This is a genomic window from Microcella indica, assembly GCF_013414345.1.
Taxonomy (GTDB): Bacteria; Actinomycetota; Actinomycetes; order Actinomycetales; family Microbacteriaceae; genus Microcella; species Microcella indica.
This window is the reverse complement of the sequence record NZ_CP058670.1, coordinates 400,986-418,760: the sequence shown is the minus strand read 5'-3', so window position 1 is coordinate 418,760 and position 17,775 is coordinate 400,986. Positions and strand designations below refer to the sequence as shown.

The 17,775-nt window shown below is 71.3% G+C and carries 18 protein-coding genes; 5 read left to right on the top strand and 13 right to left on the bottom strand.

All coding sequences use genetic code 11. From position 1 onward, the window contains the following. The first annotated feature begins 55 nt into the window (after positions 1–55). Positions 56–1,300, top strand: coding sequence for a hypothetical protein (locus HUJ41_RS02105; protein ID WP_179873149.1), 1,245 nt, complete (start codon positions 56–58; stop codon positions 1,298–1,300). A gap of 240 nt (positions 1,301–1,540) precedes the next feature. On the opposite strand, the gene HUJ41_RS02100 is transcribed toward HUJ41_RS02105, so the two are convergent. From HUJ41_RS02100 to HUJ41_RS02090, 3 genes are all read right to left on the bottom strand, one after another. Then, positions 1,541–2,194 carry a response regulator transcription factor gene (locus HUJ41_RS02100; protein ID WP_179873148.1) on the bottom strand — a complete coding sequence of 218 codons (654 nt, stop codon included), beginning with the start codon at positions 2,192–2,194 and terminating at the stop codon, positions 1,541–1,543. A gap of 10 nt (positions 2,195–2,204) precedes the next feature. Further along, complete coding sequence (locus tag HUJ41_RS02095; protein ID WP_179873147.1) at positions 2,205–3,614, bottom strand: sensor histidine kinase; 1,410 nt, start codon at positions 3,612–3,614, stop codon at positions 2,205–2,207. A gap of 265 nt (positions 3,615–3,879) precedes the next feature. After that, complete coding sequence (locus HUJ41_RS02090; RefSeq protein ID WP_179873146.1) at positions 3,880–4,722, bottom strand: putative RNA methyltransferase; 843 nt, start codon at positions 4,720–4,722, stop codon at positions 3,880–3,882. A 35-nt stretch (positions 4,723–4,757) separates the two neighbouring features. Between HUJ41_RS02090 and HUJ41_RS02085 the strand changes: the two genes are divergently transcribed. Continuing rightward, the gene (locus HUJ41_RS02085; protein WP_179873145.1) at positions 4,758–5,075 is read left to right on the top strand and encodes a hypothetical protein; all 318 of its coding nucleotides are present in this window, start codon (positions 4,758–4,760) and stop codon (positions 5,073–5,075) included. Between the two features lie 3 nt (positions 5,076–5,078). Here HUJ41_RS02085 and HUJ41_RS02080 read toward each other — a convergent pair whose 3' ends face one another. From HUJ41_RS02080 to HUJ41_RS02070, 3 genes are all read right to left on the bottom strand, one after another. After that, a complete protein-coding gene (locus tag HUJ41_RS02080; RefSeq protein ID WP_179873144.1) occupies positions 5,079–5,963 on the bottom strand; it encodes an SMP-30/gluconolactonase/LRE family protein in 885 nt (294 codons plus the stop codon). A 34-nt stretch (positions 5,964–5,997) separates the two neighbouring features. Continuing rightward, entirely contained in the window at positions 5,998–6,747 is a 750-nt protein-coding gene (locus tag HUJ41_RS02075; protein ID WP_179873143.1) for a CDP-alcohol phosphatidyltransferase family protein, read from the bottom strand. Positions 6,748–6,833: 86 nt separating this feature from the next. After that, on the bottom strand, positions 6,834–7,307 hold the full coding sequence (locus tag HUJ41_RS02070; protein ID WP_179873142.1) for an SRPBCC family protein: 474 nt from the start codon (positions 7,305–7,307) through the stop codon (positions 6,834–6,836). A 261-nt stretch (positions 7,308–7,568) separates the two neighbouring features. On the opposite strand from HUJ41_RS02070, the gene HUJ41_RS02065 reads away from it, so the two are divergent. Next, on the top strand, positions 7,569–7,850 hold the full coding sequence (locus tag HUJ41_RS02065) for a ribonuclease E inhibitor RraB (protein ID WP_179873141.1): 282 nt from the start codon (positions 7,569–7,571) through the stop codon (positions 7,848–7,850). Between the two features lie 6 nt (positions 7,851–7,856). On the opposite strand, the gene HUJ41_RS02060 is transcribed toward HUJ41_RS02065, so the two are convergent. The 7 genes from HUJ41_RS02060 to HUJ41_RS02030 form a co-directional block, all read right to left on the bottom strand. Further along, positions 7,857–8,927: a Glu/Leu/Phe/Val family dehydrogenase gene (locus tag HUJ41_RS02060; protein WP_179873140.1), complete on the bottom strand. Its 1,071-nt coding sequence runs from the start codon at positions 8,925–8,927 to the stop codon at positions 7,857–7,859. Further along, positions 8,924–10,717 carry an amidase gene (locus tag HUJ41_RS02055; protein ID WP_179873139.1) on the bottom strand — a complete coding sequence of 598 codons (1,794 nt, stop codon included), beginning with the start codon at positions 10,715–10,717 and terminating at the stop codon, positions 8,924–8,926. Before HUJ41_RS02055 ends, HUJ41_RS02060 begins: the two co-directional genes overlap by 4 nt. Beyond that, complete coding sequence (locus HUJ41_RS02050) at positions 10,714–11,766, bottom strand: agmatine deiminase family protein (protein ID WP_179873138.1); 1,053 nt, start codon at positions 11,764–11,766, stop codon at positions 10,714–10,716. The genes HUJ41_RS02055 and HUJ41_RS02050 overlap by 4 nt, the downstream gene beginning before the upstream one ends. A gap of 50 nt (positions 11,767–11,816) precedes the next feature. Next, complete coding sequence (locus HUJ41_RS02045; RefSeq protein ID WP_179873137.1) at positions 11,817–12,629, bottom strand: ABC transporter permease; 813 nt, start codon at positions 12,627–12,629, stop codon at positions 11,817–11,819. Between the two features lie 10 nt (positions 12,630–12,639). Then, complete coding sequence (locus HUJ41_RS02040) at positions 12,640–13,554, bottom strand: ABC transporter permease (RefSeq protein WP_224744531.1); 915 nt, start codon at positions 13,552–13,554, stop codon at positions 12,640–12,642. A gap of 108 nt (positions 13,555–13,662) precedes the next feature. After that, positions 13,663–14,832 (bottom strand): type 2 periplasmic-binding domain-containing protein, encoded by a 1,170-nt coding sequence (locus HUJ41_RS02035; protein ID WP_179873135.1) that lies wholly within the window; start codon positions 14,830–14,832, stop codon positions 13,663–13,665. Positions 14,833–14,878: 46 nt separating this feature from the next. Then, positions 14,879–15,955, bottom strand: coding sequence for an ABC transporter ATP-binding protein (locus tag HUJ41_RS02030; protein ID WP_179873134.1), 1,077 nt, complete (start codon positions 15,953–15,955; stop codon positions 14,879–14,881). Between the two features lie 241 nt (positions 15,956–16,196). On the opposite strand from HUJ41_RS02030, the gene HUJ41_RS02025 reads away from it, so the two are divergent. Together HUJ41_RS02025 and HUJ41_RS02020 are read left to right on the top strand one after the other, a co-directional pair. Further along, positions 16,197–16,901, top strand: a complete 705-nt coding sequence (locus HUJ41_RS02025) for a FadR/GntR family transcriptional regulator (protein WP_246299286.1) — start codon at positions 16,197–16,199, stop codon at positions 16,899–16,901. 79 nt (positions 16,902–16,980) lie between these two features. Next, complete coding sequence (locus HUJ41_RS02020) at positions 16,981–17,676, top strand: cache domain-containing protein (RefSeq protein WP_179873826.1); 696 nt, start codon at positions 16,981–16,983, stop codon at positions 17,674–17,676. The last annotated feature ends 99 nt before the right edge of the window (positions 17,677–17,775 follow it).

The following is a 17,775-nucleotide window of genomic DNA, read 5'->3' as shown; positions in this document are numbered from 1 at the left end:
CTGGGGATTCCGGGCGGTCTGCCGTCGAATCGGCCGCAACCGTAGACTCGCCACCGTGGAGCTCTTCGACGGCCTCGTGTCGATCATCGTCACCGGCGTCGGCACCGTGCTCGTCGTCGTCGCGGCCGTGTTCGTGGCCGGCATCATCGTCGTCTCACGGCGGCGCGCCCGGCCGCAGGCAGCCATCGATGTCGTGCGTCGCCGCGCAGGGTCGGCGCTCGTCCGCGCAGACGACCGCGTGGATGCGGCCGCGACCGACATCGACTTCGCGCTCGCCCAGTTCGGTGAGCGCGAGACGGCCGACTATCGCGCCGCCCTGTCGCGGGCGCGCGAGGACCGCGCCGAGCTCTTCCGCCTGCACCGCATGCTCGAAGACGAGCCGGGAGCCCGACTGCGCCACCGCGAGCGCGCCGACCGCATCGTCATGCTCGCCGACCGCATCGAGAGCACCCTCGATGCCGAGGCGGCGCGCTTCCGAGATCGCCGCACGGTCGAGAGCGGCGCCGAGGCCCGTGCTCACGGGCTGTCCGAGCGGGTGAGGGCGCTGCGGGATGCGGCGCGCGAGCGCGCCCTCGAGCGGGATGCCCTGCGCGAGCTCTTCGCCGAGGCGGCGCTCGGCGCGGCATCGACGGCGCCCGAGCGGGCCGCGGCTCTTCTCGACCGCGCCGATGCCCTCGCCGCCGAGGCGAGCGCCGAACTCGCGGTGGCCGCGGCGAGCGCCGTCGGCCCGCTGCTCGCCGACGCCGAGCGACTCGCCCACGAGGCGCACCAGCTGCTCGACCTCGTGCCGAGCACCGCCGCGCGACTGGATGACGCGCTCGCCGCGCTCGAGGCGTTGCGCGCCGACGCCCGCACGGCCCGCACCGAGGCCCTCGCCGACCTCGACGACGCACCGGACGCCGGCACAGCAGCCGCCATCACGTCCGCCGTCGCCGGGATCGACGCCGCGATCGTGGCCACCGGGGCGGACGAGGCGAGGCATCCCGTTCCGGCACTCGACCGCATCCGCGCGGCGATGGATCAGCTCGAGGTCGCCCTCGCCGCGAGCCGCACTCAGGCGCAGCGGCTCGCCCACGCGCGCGAGGCCTACGCAGGGGCGCGCGTGTCAGCGCAGAGTCAGCTCGCCGCCGCGCGCGCCGCACTCGGCCGCGGAGGCAGCGCGGGTGCTCGCGCGCGCCTCGCCGAGGCGGAGGAGGAGCTCGCCCTCGCCGAGCGCTCGACCGACCCCGTCGAGGCGCTCGACGCCGCCCGCCGCGCCATCACGCACGCGCGCGACGCCGAGGTGCTCGCCCGCTACTAGCCCGCGCCCGCGGCGCGCGGCGCGCGGCGCCGAGCGCCCAGCGCGAGGCGCCCCTTTGTGCCAGATCTGGCGCAAAGGGGCGCTCGGCGCCGTCGTTCAACCCACTTTGGGGCAAGTCTGGGCTGCGCGGCGCGCGCGTGTACCTGTGCGGCGCGGGCCGCGCGGCGGGCGTGCGCGGTGCGCGGTGCGCGCGCGTGCGCCGTGCGCGTGCGCCGCGCGCGTGCGCCGTGCGCGTGCGCGCTATGCGCCGTTCTGCAGGTAGGCGACGACGGCGAGCACGCGGCGGTGGTCCTCCCCCGTGTCGTCGAGCCCGAGCTTGGCGAAGATCGCCGACACGTTCTTCTCGACGGCGCCGACCCCGATGTGCAGGGCCTGCGCGATCGCGGTATTCGTGCGGCCCTGCGCCATGAGCTCGAGCACGTCGCGCTCACGCGGTGTGAGCGCCTCGAGCGGGTCATGCCGTCGTGCCATGAGCTGACTCACCACCTCGGGGTCGAGTACGGTGCCGCCTGCGACGATGCGGTGCAGGGCATCCCGCACATCGTCGAGGCTGACGACGCGGTCTTTGAGCAGATAGCCGAGCCCTGCACTGCCGGCGGCGAGCAGCTCGTGCGCATAGGTGAGCTCGACGTACTGCGACAGCAGCAGGATCGCGAGGCGCGGGTGCCGACTCCGCAGCTCGAGGGCCGCCCGCACGCCTTCGTCGCGGAAGGTCGGCGGCATGCGCACGTCGAGCACGACGGCGTCGAGCTCGAGCTCCGCGACCTCGGCGAGCAGCGCCTCGGCGTCGCCGTAGGCACCGACCACGTCGAGGCCTGCGTCGCGCAGCACGCGCACCAGCCCTTCGCGCAGCAGCACCGAGTCATCGGCGACGGCAACGCGAAGGGCTGGCATGGGGGCAAGCCTAGGCACGCGGCTCGCGGTCGGCGGCACGGTCGGCGGGGGCGGATGCTCCGCTCACGCCCGCGAGCGGCAGCGTCGCCCGCACGACGGTCGGGCCGCCCTCGGGGCTGTCGATCGTGAGCTCGCCACCGAGCCCGTGAGTGCGGTCGCGCAGCCCCTCGAGGCCGTGGCCCGTGCGCTCGACCGCGCCGCCCATGCCGTCGTCGCTCACCGTGATGGTGAGTGCGCCGTCGGCAGCGACCACCGCGAGCCGGATGCGCGTCGCCTGCGAGTGCTTGGCAGCGTTGGCGATGAGCTCGCTCGCCACGAAGTACGCGTTGCGGGCGACCTCGTCCGGCAGGTTCGCGGTCGCGCCGAGCTGCGACTCGAGCGCCACCGGGATGCTCGAGCGGCTCGCGAGCGACTCAAGCGCGGCGAACAGTCCGCGATCGAGGAGCAGGGGCGGCGCGAAACCACGCGACAGGTTGCGCAACTCGTCGAGCGCGTCCTGCGCCTGACGCCGGGCATCCGCGACGAGGCCGCGCGCCTCCTCAGGGTTCTCGGCGATGCGGCGCTCGGCCGCGGCGAGGTCCATCTGCAGCCGGATGAGGCGCTGCTGCGGGCCGTCGTGGATGTCGCGCTCGATGCGGCGCAGGGCGCTGCCCTCGGCGGCGACGGCCGCCTGCCGGGAGGTGAACAGGCTCGATACCTGGCGCTCGAGCTGCTCGTTGCTGAAGCGGCCGAGGAACGGGCGCGCGATGGCGGCGTGCAGCCACGTGAAGCCGCGAAGCACGTAGGGCAGTGTGACGAGGGCGACGACGCCGAGCACGATGGCGGTGGCCGCGATGGCCGGCGCGAGGCTCTCCAGCCGCCCCTCGGCGACCACCCAGTCGGCCGTGGTGTAACCCTCGACCGAGAACTGCAACCCCCTCGTCGCGAGGGCGATGGGCACGGCGATGGCCACGACGGTCAGGCTCAGCCAGACGGTGAGCACGACGAAGCTCACCGTCGCGATAATCGGCGCGATGACGGCCCCGTGCAGCAGGGCGAGCCAGTACCGGCCGTTCGCGAGGGGGCGCAACCAGCGCTTCCACCACACGGCGGTCGGGTCGCTCTGCCACTCGGGCGGTGTGATGGGCGCCTCACCCGAGAAGCGCAGGCGAGCGATCTCGAACGCGCCCGCGTACCGCGACAGCAAGAGGGTGAGGGAGAGCACGAAGATGCCGACGACGAAGACGAGCAGGCTTGCTGCGCCCGAGACGAGCGACGTGAGAATCGCGCTCACCGCGATCGCAATGAGGAACGTGGGAACGAGGTAGCCGAGAGCGCGCGGCACCCGGCGCCACACGGCGCCGTAGCTCCAGCTGTCGGGTACGGCCGGCGCCGTGGGGGCGGGGGCCGCCGGCGCGGGGGTCGGGGATGCGGTGGTCATGGGTTTCTCCTGGGGTCAGACTGCCACGGCGCGGGGTGCGGCGCGGTGACTCCAGCCTCGTGACTCGCCCTCGCACGGGCCATCCGGCCCACCCACGAGCAGTACGGGGGTTATCCCCCGCACGCTTCGCGCCAGATCTGACGCGAATGGGCGCTCGTGGCGCCCGTGGAGCACAGTTCGAGGCAAATCTGGGCGAGCCGTGGCGCGGGGCCGGGCGGCGCGGGGCGACGACACGTGGGGCGGCGGCGCGCGCCGCGCGGCCGGACTACTCGAGCTCGAGGGTCACGACCGTGACCGCGATCGTGACGTTGACGGGCGCGGCCCACTCCTCGAGCACGGCGCGCACCTTCTCGCGGTCCTGGTGGAACGCGTTGGGCCCCATGAACACGGCGTCGAGGGCCTGCTCGATCGAGAGTGCGACCCGGCTGCGCACCTCCCGCGCGGAGACGAGCCGGGCATCCGGGATGCTCGCCGCGACCTCCTCCGCCTTCCCAGCGGGCACGCGCAGAAGCTTGAGCCCGTGCTGCAGCTCGCGCTGGTGGTCGCCGTGCGGCACGACGAGCACGGCGCGGCCGCCGGGGGCGAGGATGCGGCGCACCTCGGCAGCGGAGCCTGGCGAGAAGATGCGCAGCGCCACGGCGACGCTCGCGTCGCGCAACGGGATGCCCGTCCACACATCGGCGCTCACCGCTGCCAGGCGGTCGTGGGCGCGCGCGGCGACGCGCACGGCGGGGGCGGAGGCGTCGAGCACGATGCCGCGCAGGTCGGGGCGGGCATCCAGCACCTGCGAGGCGTACCAGCCGGTGCCGCCGCCGAGGTCGGCGAGCCAGCCCCGCGCGTCCTCGGGAACCGCCTCGAGCACCGCGTGGAGAATCGCGTCGTGGAAACCGTCGGCCTGGAACCGCTCGCGCGCCTCGAGCATCTCGGGGGTGTCGCCCGTCGCGGGAGCGCCCTTGCCCTTGTGCGCGGCGCGCAGGCTCAGGTAGCCCTGGCGGGCGCGGTCGAAGCGGTGCCGATTGCCGCACTCCGCTCCCCCGTCGGCGGGGGTGAGCGGCTCGCCGCAGCTCGGGCACTGCAGAAGGTCATAGGCCGCGTCGAGGGTAGTCACGCGCGCAACGCTATCGGTATCAGTAGAGTCGAAGCATGTTCATCGTGACCAGCGTGCTCGGCCTCATCACCGTGTTCGACATCGTCATCCACGTGGTCACCGATCTGGTCGAGCCGTGGCGCATCGCGGGCAACATCATCGTGCTCGTCAGCGTGTTCGGCGTTCTGCTGCTGCCGAGACTGCGCCGCGTGTGGGTCGCCATTGCCGCCGGAGGGTGGAATCTCGCGCTCAACCTCATCCACATCAGCCTGAACGGCATCGGCGCGCTCGGCATCGTGCTCATCGCCACCACGACCGTGCTGTGGCTCGTGCTCGCGATCCTGTTCGCACGGCGGCCGAAGCCGGTCGTCTGAGCCCTACTGGGGCAGGGCGACCGGGCGCCAGCGGTGCGCCGGCTGGCCGGCGACGGGCAGGTCGACGAGGAAGAGCATGCCAGCACCGGGGTGGCGCTCGACCTCGGCCGGCGACAGGTCGCGGCTCGCGGTCGTCACGAGTGCCCGGTTGAGCGAGCTGCCGACGAACGCGAGGCTCGTGACGTGCGGCACGTCGAGCTCGATGTCTCCGTGCGGGTGGCCCAGAGCATCCAGATGGCGGATTCCGCCGCCACCCCACAGCGCCACCCACAGGCCGCCCTCCGCGTCGACCGCGAGGCCATCGGGCGTGGCGTCCTCGATGCGCGCGAACTCGCGACGGGCACCGACGTCGCCAGACTCGTAGTCGTAGGAGCGGGCGTAGACGACGTTCGCGGTGCTGTCGATCGAGTAGAGCGTGGCGCCATCCGGCGAGAAGCCGAGGCCGTTCGAGAGGCCCAGATCATCGTCGAGGGTCGTGACGGCGCCGTCGTGCTCGAGGCGCAGCAGCACGTTGCCCGAGTGGTCGCCGGTCATGCTGAGCCCGCCCACGATGAGCCGCCCGGCCGGGTCGATCACGCCGTCGTTGAAGCGGCGCCCCTCGGGCAGCAGCTCGCGCGAGGTCGTGACGTTGCCGAGAGCGTCGACGAGCGCAAGACGACGCTCGAGGGCGACGAGGAACTGCGCGTTGCCGAGCCGGAAGGCGCAGCCGACGTGGCTCTCGAAGTCGAGGGTGCGAATGACCTCGACCCGGTCGTCGGAGTCGAGGCGGCCGACGAACACGCGGCCGGCCTCGATGTCGATCCAGCTGACGGTCGCCGTCGCGGTATCCCACGCGGGCCCTTCGGCGAGCACGTGGCGGTCGGTGGAGAGCATCGTGACGGAGGTCATGCCTCCACCCTAGAAGCTCGCGCTCGCCGGCGACTCAGCGGCGGCGACTCTGCGCGAGGCGCACGACGACGCGCGCCCCGATGAGCACCTCCATGACGGCGGCGGGGCGAATCCAGCGCGAGCGCGGCAGGTCGACCATGCCGCCCCGGGCGAAGCTCGCGACGGTGAGCGCCCCGACGGGCATCGCCCACGCCGCGAAGGTGGCCACCTGCCACGCACGGCTGGTCTCGTAGCGCAGTGTGAACCAGGTCCACAGTGCGGCGTCGGCGAGGTAGTCGCCTTGCGTGCCGAATCGGGTGACCGTGCCGGTGCTGCGCGCGAGCTTGCCGTCGACGAAGTCGGTCGCGAGGGCGAGCACGGGCACGGCGGCGCCGAGCCGGTGCGCGGCGGCGGGCAGTGCGGCCCGGGCGACGGTGAGCAGATTGGGTGCGCCGAGCGTGCGACGCTGCTCGAGCATCCCGAGATGCGTGACGGTCATGATCCAGCTGGTGAGGAGCCAGGCGCGGCCGCGCGGGTGCGCGAGCGCGCCGATCGCGAGGTGGATGGCGGTCGCCTCGGCGACCGCGACGGGTCGCTTGCGGGCTTCGAGCATGCTGCGGCGGGTCGCGTCGTACACGAAGCGACCCAGCGCCCTCGGCCCGAATCCCTGCGCGCGCAGCCCGCTGAGGAGAGCCTCGGTGGCCGCGCGGCTGTCCGCGCCGGCGAGGGCGGCGAGCCGCGCATGCTCGACTCGCCGGAGAGCCCGCGCACGCACTCTCGCGCGCGCTGCTGCGGCGTCCGTCATCGCGGCCTCCCTCGCTCGTCACCCTATCTTCGGTGCATGCCGCGAAGAAGAGGGGCCGGGGAGGCCGCGACGGTTGTTCGGCCGGTTCAGCGGCCGGTCGCGTCGGGAGCGCGGTCGACATCACCTCGCCAGGAGCCGCTCTCGAAGCCGTTGTGCTCGATGAGGTCCTTGAAGCTGCGCAGGTCGCGGTCGATCTGAATGTCGTCGATCTGCAGGAGCGAGCCGATGCGCTCGACGGCGCCCTTCGGCTCCCAGGTGAGCTGCAGGGTGACCTTCGTCGTGTCGTCGCTCAGACGGTGGAAGGTCACGACGCCCGCGTGCTCCTCACCCGCCGTCGAGTTCCACGCGATGCGCTCGTCGGGGGTCTGCTCGACGATCTCGGCGTCGAACTCGCGGGAGACGCCCGCGAGGGATACCTCCCAGTGAGTGTGGGTGTCGTCGACCTGGCGCACCACGTCGACCCCGGACATGAACTGGGGGAAGGTCTCGAACTGCGTCCACTGGTTGTAGACGGTGGAGATGGGGAGGTCGATGTCGATCTCTGCTCGAACAGTGCTCATGGTGTGATCCTGTCTGTCTCGATGTGTCTGGCTCGATGCCGCGTCGAGGTCGTCGACGTGCGGTCGCCCCCACGGTAGGCGCGCAGACGGCGCTCAGGCAGGGGGTTGACTTCTCAGGAAGAGTTCTGCGGTGCGCCGCGCCGCACCGTCAGGCGGGGAAAGCTCACGAGATGCGGACGGTGACAATGTGTCCTACTATCGCCCCTCGTGGGTGATATCCGTCAGCACCTCAGCACGAACGTCGAGCAGTACTGTCAGCGCATGAAGATGCGTGACGACGTCGACGCTCCCCGCGAGGTCGAACACGTCGCACTGTTCCGCCGTATGCGCGACGCCGCGGAGGCGGCGCGCGACCTCGAGTCGCACGGCTACCACGCCGAGGTGACGCGTCGAAAGCTCACCAGGGCGACGCTCACCGCGACGAAGACGGCCGCGGTCGATGTGGACACCGCGGACGCGATGACCGAGGAGGTCTACACGATCGTGTGCGACCACCGCGGCGACTACGACGGTTGGGGCGCGCCCGTCCTGGCGCGCGGCTGAGCCGAGCTACCGACTTCCGCGGGCGCCTGTCGCGCCCCGCACCCGTTCGACCGCGAGCGTTTCGGCCGCGTCGAGCGGCGTGACGCCGTCGGCCTCGGCCGCGTCGAGCACGCGTGCGAGCGTGTCGCCGATGGCGCGCAGCCGGGCATCCAGCACGACGGACGTGGCGCCCTCCGCCGAGAGTGCGAGGTGGATGACGCCTCCAGCGTTGACGAGGAAGTCGGGGGCGTACAGGATGCCCCGCTCGGCGAGCTGCGCGGCCCCCACCCTCTCGGCGAGCGGATTGTTGGCCGGGCCGACGACTGCTCGCACGGGAAGCTGCTCGATCGCCGAGGCCGTGAGCGCTCCCCCGAGACCGGCGGGCACGAGCACGTCGGCCGGTGTCGTGAGCGCCTCCTCGGGCGGGATCCACGTCGCGCCGAGCTCGTCGGCGAGTTTCCGCTTGTCGACGATGTCGGTCACGATCAGTCGGGCGCCGGCGGCGGCGAGTCGGCTGGCCAGGCGCGACCCCACCTGTCCGAGCCCCGAGATGACGAAGGAGCGGTCGGCGACGTCGCGTGAGCCGAACAGCCGCTCCAGCACGACCTCGAGGCTGGCGTGCACGCCGATGGCGGTGCCCTCGGCGGGCTCGCCCGCGCCGCCGAGGCTCGTGGGCAGGCCGACGACGTGCGGCGTCCGCTCGCGCACGACGACCATGTCGTGCTCGGTCACTCCGACGTCTTCGGTCGTGATGTAGGTGCCGTCGAAGCTCGCCACGAGGTCGCCGAGGTCGAGCAGGGCATCCTGTCGTCGGCCGTCCTCCAGCGCGTCGCCCTCGCCCAGGATGATGACCGCTTTGCCGCCCCCGTAGTCGAGGCCGGCGAGGGAGTTCTTGAGGGTCATCGCGCTGGACAGCCGCAGCACGTCGCCGAGTCCGTCGCTCCAGTGGCCGTAGCGCCACAGGCGGCAGCCGCCGAGGCCGGGGCCGAGCGCGCTGGAGTGCAGGGCCACGCCGAGGCTGAGGCCGGAGCGCGCGCCCGTGACGAGTTCGACGCGCTCGTGGGTGAGCTCGGGCAGGGCGAGGCTGGTGGGCGTCATGCCTCCAGTGTGCCGTGCTCGGCGGCGTCGCGTTCGGGGGCGGCGCTCAGTTCGGGTGTGAACGGCGGGGCGACCCGTGGGGCGCCGAGTGCCGACCCCGGCGCAGCGGCGGCGTGCTCGAATGCCCACGCGTACGCGAGCAGCGCCGTGTCGTCCCATCCGCGGCCGGCGAACGTGAGCCCGATGGGCATCGCGATGTCGTCGAGCATCCCCATGGGCACCTGCGCGGTCGGAATGCCGAGGTGCCGCCACACGAGGTTGCCGTTGGCCACCCACGTGCCGTTGCGCCAGGCGAGCTCCGCGCTGCGGGGGTTCACGTCGGCGTCGGCCGGGCCGATGTCGGCGACGGCGGGGAACACGATCGCGTCGAGACGCTCAGCGTCGAGCCAGGCGTCCCAGTCCTGACGTCGGGTGGCGTCGAGCCCGCGCACGCCGTCGGCGAGGTCGGGTATCTGCTCGAGCGTCGGCACGCCGCTGGCCCGAGCCCGGTGCACGTAGTCCTCGAACGGCACGTCTTCGGGGGCGAAGCGGCTGAGGTGGTCGTCATACCGGCCCGGCAGGGATCCGGGCGGGGTGGGGAAGATGAGGTCGGGGTCGACGTCGACGAGCCGGTGCAGGGCGGGATCGCCGTTCGCCTGCAGAAACTCGTCCCAGCCCCACATCGACAGCTCGTAGAGCTCGTGGTCGGCGAACGCGGGGGGCACGAGTCCGCGCGCGACCATCGAGCGGTCGACGGCGCGCCCCCGGGACTCGTAGTTCGCCACGACGGGCAGGTCGACCTCCACGACCTCGGCGCCGGCGGCTTCGAGGACGGCGCGCGCCTTCCGCCACTGCGCGACGACGCTCGGTCGCGTGATGATCGGGTCGTCGGTCGCCTCATCGGCGTTGATGTAGAGGCGCGGGATGCCCAGCCGACGCCCGCGCAGGGCATCCGGGTCGGCGAGGGCGGGGTACGAGGCCGGCCGCACCTCGCTCGACGCGGGGAGGGGCAACCACGGCTGCGCGCGCCAGAAGTCGCCCCGCACGCCCGCACCCTCGACCCCGGCGTCGTCGGCGACGATCGCGTCGAGCACGAGCAGCAGCTCTCCCACGGTGTGCGTGTAGGGCACGACGACGTCCATGGTGGGCACGAGCGGCCAGTTGCCGCGCACGGAGATGACGCCCCAACTGGGCGTGTAGCAGCACAGGCCGTTGTTCGAGGCGGGGCCGCGGCCGCTCGACCAGGTCTCTTCGGCGAGGGCGAAGGCGGCGAGGGAGGCTGCCAGCCCGGCCCCCGAGCCGTTCGATGACCCTGAGCCGAAGGGTGCCGGCAGGAAGTCAGGGTTGTACGGGCTCTCGGCCCGCCCGTACAGCCCGCGCTGCATGCCGCCGTTGGCCATGGGGGGCATGTTCGTGAGCCCGAGGCAGATCGCCCCGGCCGCGCGCAGACGCTCGACGGTGAACGCATCGTGCTGCGCGACGAGGTCGGCGAAGGCGGGCGAGCCGCTCGCGACGGTGAGGCCGCGCACCATGTAGCTGTCTTTCGCGAGGTACGGGATGCCGTCGAGAGGCCCGAGGGATGCGCCCCTCGCGCGCCGCTCATCGCTCGCGCGCGCCTCGTCGAGAGCTGCCGGGTTGTCGACCACGACGGCGTTCAGGGCGGGTCGCGCACCGTCGCCGGAGGGCTCGCGGTCGTACGCCGCGATGCGGTCGAGGTAGCCCTGCACGAGTTCGACCGCGGTCAGCTCGCCGGCGGCGAGTGCGGCCGCGAGGTCGGGAATGCTCGTCTCGACGAGCGGCGTGCGGCTCACGCCGCACCGCTGTCGCCGACGGGCAGCCCGCTGCGGGGCTGCTGCTGCGTGATGCAGTGGATGCCGCCGCCGCGCGCGAGGATCTCGCGGGCGTCGACCGTCACGACCTCGCGGCCGGGGTAGGCGGCGCCCAGCAGGTCGCGTGCGCGGGCATCCGCGACCGGGTCGTCGTACCCGCACGCGATCACCCCGCCGTTCACGGTGAGGTGGTTGACGTAGTTCCAGTCGACGAAGCCCTCGTCGTCGCGCAGCTGGCTCGGGGCGGGCAGATCGATGAGCGTCAGCCTGCGGCCTGCGGCGTCGGTCGCCCGCTCGAGCACCCCGCGCACCTCGCGCATGACGGCGTGGTCGGGGTGCGACTCGGCGGGCTGCTCGTGGACGAGCACGACGCCGGGTGACGCGAAGGTCGCGATCATGTCGACGTGCCCGCGCGTGCCGAGCGGCTCGTAGTCACGCGTGAGGCCGCGCGGCAGCCAGACCGTCTGGGTCACTCCGAGTGTGCGCGCCAGTTCTGCCTCGACGCGCTCCTTCGTGGCGTAGCGGTTGCGGCCGGGGTCGAGCTGCACGGTCTCGGTGACCATGACGGTGCCGTCGCCGTCGACGTGGATGGCCCCGCCCTCGTTGACGAGCAGACTCGGGATGCGCGTGCAGCCGGCCTGCTCGAGCACGAACTCGGCGATGAGCGCGTCGCGGGCGAACGCGCCGCCCTGGTCGCCCCAGGCGTTGAAGATCCAGTCGACGCCGCCGAGCTCGCCGGTCTCGTCGTCGACGACGAACGTGGGGCCGATGTCGCGCATCCAGAAGTCGTCGAGCGGGGCCTCGACGACTTCGATCTCGGCGCTCAGCAGCTGACGTGCGCGTGACCACTCGCTGGGGTCGACGACCATCGTCACGGGCTCGAACGGCAGGATCGCGTGGGCGACCGCCGTCCACGCCGCGTAGGTCGCCTCGCGCGCGGCCGAGCTGTCGCCCATGACGTCGCCCTCGCGCGGGAACGCCATCCAGATGCGGTCGTGCGGCGTGGTCTCGGCGGGCATGCGCCAGGTCATGGATGCTCCTTCCGGGCCTGTCGAGAGCCTACCGAGCGTGCCGCCTGGCCCTACCGCTCCTCTTCCTCGGCCCGCGAGAGGCGCTGCGAGATGTAGACGGGAATGAAGGAGAAGAGGATGAGCACGGTCGCGACGACGTTGACGAGGTTGCCCTCGTTGGGTCGCGCCATCGTGTTGAGGAACCACAGCGGCAGGGTGTCCACGCCGGGGGGAGCGGTGAAGATCGAGACGACGACCTCGTCGAAGCTCAGCGCGAAGGCGAGCAGGCCGCCCGCGACGAACGACGTGCGGAACTGCGGGAAGGTCACGAGCCGGAAGGTCTGCCCGAGACCCGCGCCGAGGTCCATCGACGCCTCCTGGAGGTTGGGGCTCATGCGCCGCAGCCGGGCGAACACGTTGTTGAACACCATGACGATGCAGAAGGTGCCGTGGGCGATGATGATGCCCAGGTAGCCGACCTGGATGCCGATGGGGTCGAGGATCGACGTGAAGGTGTTGCTGAACGCCACACCCGTGACGACGCCGGGGAGGGCGATGGGCAGCACGATGAGCAGGTTGACGGTCTGCTTGCCGAAGAACGAGTAGCGGGAGAGCGCGAACGCCGCGAGCGTGCCGAGGAGGAGCGCGATGACCGTGGCCCCGAGCCCGATGATGACCGAGTTGAGCACGGCCGCGCGGATCGGCTCGGAGGTGAGCGCGACGCTCCACCAGCGCAGCGAGAACTCGTCGACGGGCCACGCCGCGATCTGCGCATCGTTGAAGGCGTTGAGCATGACGAGCCCGAGCGGCACGTACATGAAGACGAGCACGACGCCGACGATGACGCCGAGCAGGGCCTTGGAGCGGCGGTTGAGTCTGAGCATGGGCCTCTCCCTACATCCGCTCGAGCGCGCCGGTGCGACGCGTGACGAGCAGGTAGATGACGACGAAGGCGATCGGCACGACCGAGAACGCGGCCGCAACGGGCGGGTTGAGGTTGATGTTGGAGGCGATGATCGAGCCGATCATCTGGCTGTTGGGGCCGCCGACGAAGCGGGCGGCGAGGTAGTCGCCGAGGCTGAGGGAGAAGGTGAAGATCGAGCCGGCGAGGAGCGCGGGCGTGAGGAGGGGGATGACGACGGTGCGGATGGTCGTCCATCCGCCGGCACCCAGGTCGGCGGAGGCGTCGAAGAGGTTCGGGGGTATCTGGCGGATCGCCGTGTACACCGGCAGCGCCATGTAGGGGAACCACAGGTAGGTGAGGGTGAGGATGACGGTCGGGATGCCGAACCCGGGCCCGCTGCCCCCGACGAGGCCCGCGATCGAGTTGAAGAAGCCCTCCTCGGTGAAGGTGATGCGCATGGCGACGACCTTGACGAGGTACCCGGCCCACAACGGGAGCGTGATGGCGATCGCGAGCAGGGCACGCAGCCAGGGCGAGGCGAGCTTGGCCATGAAGATGCCGAGGGGCACCGCGAAGAGAGCACTGATCGCCGTGACGGCGAGCGCGATGCCGAGCGTGCGCAGAGAGGTGCTCACGTAGGCGGGGTTGCTCACGAGCAGCGCGAAGTTGTCGAGCGTGAAGCCGGGCCGCACGAGGGAGGTGAAGGGGTCGACGATCCAGAACGCGGTGATGAGGAGCAGCGCGAGCGAGAAGATGTAGAGCCCGATGAGCCAGGCCATGGGCAGAGCGAGCAAGCCGGCGAGGCGCACACGCCGTCGACGGTGCAGCGCCGTCGAGAGCGGGCGGCGCACGAGCGTCGAGCTCGGCCCCGGGCGCCGCTGCGAGGCGGCAACGGTCGACGTCACGGTGACAACTCCCTGATCGATGGTGCGGAGAGGTGGAAGGGGTGGGGTGGTGGTGCTGGGGGCCGGCATCGGTCGGGCGCCGGCTCCCAGCGCTTCACTGGTGGTGCATCAGCCCTTGACGGTCAGCCAGGCCTGGGTCCAATGCTGGAAGTTCGTGCACTGCACGTCGGTGCGGCCGTCCACGCACTGCTCGATCGGCGTGGTCCAGTACCAGACCTGGTCGAAGTAGTCCTCGTTGGTCGCGTTGAACTCCTCGCAGTGAGCGGCAGCCTCGTCGCTCGTCTCGCAGAACGCGGCGTTGGCCGGGGCCATGCCGAAGTTCATCGCGATGGCGCCGTTGACGTCGGGGGCGCTCGTGTAGTCCATCCAGAGGTAGGCGCAGTTCGGCGAGTCGGACTCGGACGAGATCATCCAGGCATCCGACCATCCGGTCGAGCCCTCGGCGGGCAGGGTGCCCTGGAACTTGTCGTCACCCGTCAGCTTGCGCAGGATCTCCCACGACGTTCCGACGACGGTCGTGCCGCCGGCGAACGACGTGATCTGGGCGACCGGGTCGGCCCAGTATTCGGAGACGATGTCGTTCTGCTGCTGCAGGAGCGCGATCGCGGCGTCGAGCTGCGTCTGGTCGAGCGCGTAGGGGTTCGTGATGCCGAGCTCCGGCTGCGTCGCCATGAGGTACACGGCGGCGTCGGCGATGTAGATTGGTGCGTCATAGGCGATGATCTGCCCGGCGTAGGGGCTGTCGGCCTCCCACACGACGTCCCAGCTCTCGGGCGCCTCGGGAATGACCTCGCTGTTGTACTGCAGGATGTTCGCGCCACGGCCGATGGGCACGCCGTAGCTGTTGCCGTTGATCGTGTCGTAGACCTGACCCTTCATGCCCTCGACGATGTCGTCGCCGAAGTTGGGGATGAAGTCGAGGTTGATCGGGGCGACGTCGCCGCCGGCGATGAGGCGCAGGCTCGCATCACCCGAGGCGGAGACGAGGTCGTACTCGCCCGTGCGCATGAGCGTGACCATCTCGTCGCTCGTGCCGGCGACGCGACGGTTGACGACGCAGCCGGTCTCCTCGGTGAAGGTGTCGGCCCACTCGGGCTCGACGAATCCCGACCAGGCGACGATGTCGACCGAGCCCTCGGCCTCGCCGAGCTCTTCGAGCATCGGCACATCCGGCACGTCGATGAAGAGACCGTCTCCGGTCTGGGCGTCCGTGCTGCATCCGACGAGCACGAGCGTCACTGCCGCCGCGAAGGCGGGCAGGAGCAATTTCTTGTTCATGGCTGTTCTCTCTCTTCTGTGGGGTGGTGCAGGGCGGGGAAGGGTCTCAGGGCACGATCGCGGCGTGCTCGGTGAACCACACGGCACGCACAGGGTCGCCGCGGTGGAACGCCGAGGTGTCGTCGGGGGCGTGGTCGTTGTGGCGCTCGGCGATGAGCTGCAGGCCGAACTCGGTCTCGACGATGTAGCGCGTCGTCGGGCCGGTGTAGACGGTCTCGCTGATCGTTCCGCGCACGCTCGTCTCGTTCTCGCGCGGAAGGTCATCGGGGGCCGTGACGCGCACGCGCTCGGGGCGCACGCTCAGGGCGGCGGTCGCGCCGCAGAGCTCGCGGGCGAGCGGGGCGGGGATGAGGTTCGACAGCCCCAGAAAGCTCGCGACGAACGCGGTACCGGGGTACTCGTAGACCTCCCGGGGAGTGCCGACCTGCTCAACGCGACCCTCATTGAAGACCGCGATGCGGTCGCTGAGGGTGAGCGCCTCCTCCTGATCGTGCGTCACGAAGATGAAGGTGATGCCCACCTCGCGCTGAATCTGCTTGAGCTCGATCTGCATCTGTTCGCGCAGCTGCTTGTCGAGGGCGCCGAGCGGCTCGTCGAGCAGCAGCACGCGAGGACGCAGGATGAGCGCGCGCGCGAGCGCGATGCGCTGGCGCTGGCCACCGGAGAGCTGGTGCGGCAGCCGGTCGGCAACGTGCGCGAGCTTGACCTGCTCGAGCGCCTCCGCAACCCGGTGCGAGATCTCGCTCTTGGGCGTCTTGCGCACTCGGAGGCCGTAGGCCACGTTCTCCGCGATCGTCATGTGCGGGAACAGCGCGTAGTCCTGGAACACCGTGTTGACGGTGCGGTCGAACGGCGCCGCCGAGGTGACGTCCTGCCCGTCGAGCAGGATCTGCCCGCGCGTGACGTCCTCGAAGCCCGCGATCATGCGCAGCACGGTCGTCTTGCCCGACCCCGAGGGCCCGAGCATGGAGAAGAACTCGCCAGGCTCGACCACGAGATCGAGGTCGGTCACGGCGACCGTGTCGCCGTAGTGCTTGGCGACGCCGCGCAGCTCGACGCCGGAGTCGACACTCGCGGGAGCGTCCGAATCGAGGGTGGCAGCGGGGCTTTCAGTACCGGGCATGAGCGCGGGGACTCCTTACGAGCGTCATTGGATCGAGGCGTTAACCTCTAAAGATATAGTTTCATAGCTTTTATTTCCAGTGTGTAACGGAACCGCGTCATCGACGTATCGTTCGCGGCTGTCGGTTCGCGGCCCCGCACCGGGGTGCGTACGTCACAATGAGGGCATGGTCGTACCCCCTCCCCCCGCTGGGCAGAAGAGCTCCGGGCGATCCGGGCGACCCCACCGCCTCGTTCGAGCGGTGTTTCAGCCGATCGGCGATCAGGGGCGCGCCGCCCTCGTCGAACGGCGCATCGCCGACGCGATCATGGGCGGAGTGCTTCACGCCGGAGAGCGGCTCCCCGCGGAGACAGACCTCGCGCAATCCTTCGGAGTCGCCCCCGCCACCGCGCGCGAGGCGCTCCTCGCCCTCCGGGAGCGTGGGCTCATCACCACCCGCCGTGGGCGACACGGCGGCAGCTTCGTCGCCGACACAGCCGACCCCACGACGTTCGCCCTCGACGCGCTCGCCGCGACCTCGCGCGTGGCCCTCCGAGACGCGGCGACGCACTACGCGACGATCACCGCCGCCGCGGTCGAACTGGCGGCCCGTCGCGCCGACCCGAGCGAGATCGCCCTCATCCGTCAGCGCCTCGAGCGCGTCGACCCCGCCGACCCCATCGACTGGAGGAGGGCGAGCGACGATGCCCAGATCGAGCTCTCCGCTCTCAGCCAGTCGGCCCGGCTCACGCGCGAGCAGATGCGACTGCAGGCCGAGCTCTCACCGCTCTTCGCCCTCGCCGACCGCGAGCCCGAGAGGCGCACCGCCACGCGCGAGCGATTCTGGGCTCTGCTCGACGCCGTCGAGCGCGGCGACCCCACGACCGCCGTCCACCTCAGCCGCGCAGCCGTGCGTGACGCAGTCGAGTGGCTCATCGACCTGCGCGAGACGCTGGGTGCGTCATGAGCGACGGTGGCCGGGCATCCCGAGCATCGATAGCATTCCCCACCACGAGCGCACTGCGACCGACCTGGAGGCCCCGACCATGACGACGATTCCCGTGACCCAGTCCCCCGTCGAACTCGTCGCAGACTACTTCGGCCGCGCGATCTCCAGTCTCGAGTCGTGGAAGCCGCTGCTCGCCGCCGACATCGCCGCGGCACGCGCTGCCGGGCCGTTCACGAGCGAGAAGCTCGACGACCTCGTCGAGCCTTACGCGCACCGCACCTTCGACTCGCTCGAGCTGCCCGTGTACGGAGCCGGCTTCATCGCCGCCCTCGACTCGCTCGCCGACGCCGGCAGCCACCTCGCCTGGTGGCAGGGCGCCGAGCGCACCAAGCTCGTGCTCGCGAGCCAGTCGGTCAACAAGGAGCACATCGACTACAGCGAGCTCGAGTGGTACCGGGTGCCGCAGGCGACGGGCGAGGCGCACGTCGCCGGCCCCTACGTGGACTACCTGTGCAGCGACGAGTACACGATCACGGTCGCCGCTCCCGTCGCCATCGACGACGACTTCGTCGGCGTCGCGGGGCTCGACCTGCTCATCGACAGGGTCGAGCACGACCTCACGCCACGGCTCGCCGTCTTCGACGCCCACGTGACGATCATCAACGGCGTCGGGCGCGTGCTGCTGTCGACCGATGCGCGACGCGAGACCGGCGACACCCTGCGGGGAAGCGACCTCGACGCCTTCGAGCGGCACCCCTGCCCGGGCATGGCTCTCGAGGTGCTGCTGCACTGAGATCGCCGGCCGAGAGCTGCCTGTCGTGGTGAGCGACGCAACTTGCCGCCGAGGCGCTCCACCCGCTAGACATGCTCACACATCAACCCAGTACCGGGG

What these genes read in the sequence shown, in the direction of transcription:
- HUJ41_RS02100 (WP_179873148.1), bottom strand. Translation starts at nt 2,194, where the DNA reads ATGCCAGCCCTTCGCGTTGCCGTCGCCGATGACTCGGTGCTGCTGCGC.
- HUJ41_RS02095 (WP_179873147.1), bottom strand. Translation starts at nt 3,614, where the DNA reads ATGACCACCGCATCCCCGACCCCCGCGCCGGCGGCCCCCGCCCCCACG.
- HUJ41_RS02085 (WP_179873145.1), top strand. Translation starts at nt 4,758, where the DNA reads ATGTTCATCGTGACCAGCGTGCTCGGCCTCATCACCGTGTTCGACATC.
- HUJ41_RS02080 (WP_179873144.1), bottom strand. Translation starts at nt 5,963, where the DNA reads ATGACCTCCGTCACGATGCTCTCCACCGACCGCCACGTGCTCGCCGAA.
- HUJ41_RS02075 (WP_179873143.1), bottom strand. Translation starts at nt 6,747, where the DNA reads ATGACGGACGCCGCAGCAGCGCGCGCGAGAGTGCGTGCGCGGGCTCTC.
- HUJ41_RS02070 (WP_179873142.1), bottom strand. Translation starts at nt 7,307, where the DNA reads ATGAGCACTGTTCGAGCAGAGATCGACATCGACCTCCCCATCTCCACC.
- HUJ41_RS02065 (WP_179873141.1), top strand. Translation starts at nt 7,569, where the DNA reads ATGAAGATGCGTGACGACGTCGACGCTCCCCGCGAGGTCGAACACGTC.
- HUJ41_RS02060 (WP_179873140.1), bottom strand. Translation starts at nt 8,927, where the DNA reads ATGACGCCCACCAGCCTCGCCCTGCCCGAGCTCACCCACGAGCGCGTC.
- HUJ41_RS02050 (WP_179873138.1), bottom strand. Translation starts at nt 11,766, where the DNA reads ATGACCTGGCGCATGCCCGCCGAGACCACGCCGCACGACCGCATCTGG.
- HUJ41_RS02045 (WP_179873137.1), bottom strand. Translation starts at nt 12,629, where the DNA reads ATGCTCAGACTCAACCGCCGCTCCAAGGCCCTGCTCGGCGTCATCGTC.
- HUJ41_RS02035 (WP_179873135.1), bottom strand. Translation starts at nt 14,832, where the DNA reads ATGAACAAGAAATTGCTCCTGCCCGCCTTCGCGGCGGCAGTGACGCTC.
- HUJ41_RS02030 (WP_179873134.1), bottom strand. Translation starts at nt 15,955, where the DNA reads ATGCCCGGTACTGAAAGCCCCGCTGCCACCCTCGATTCGGACGCTCCC.
- HUJ41_RS02020 (WP_179873826.1), top strand. Translation starts at nt 16,981, where the DNA reads ATGACGACGATTCCCGTGACCCAGTCCCCCGTCGAACTCGTCGCAGAC.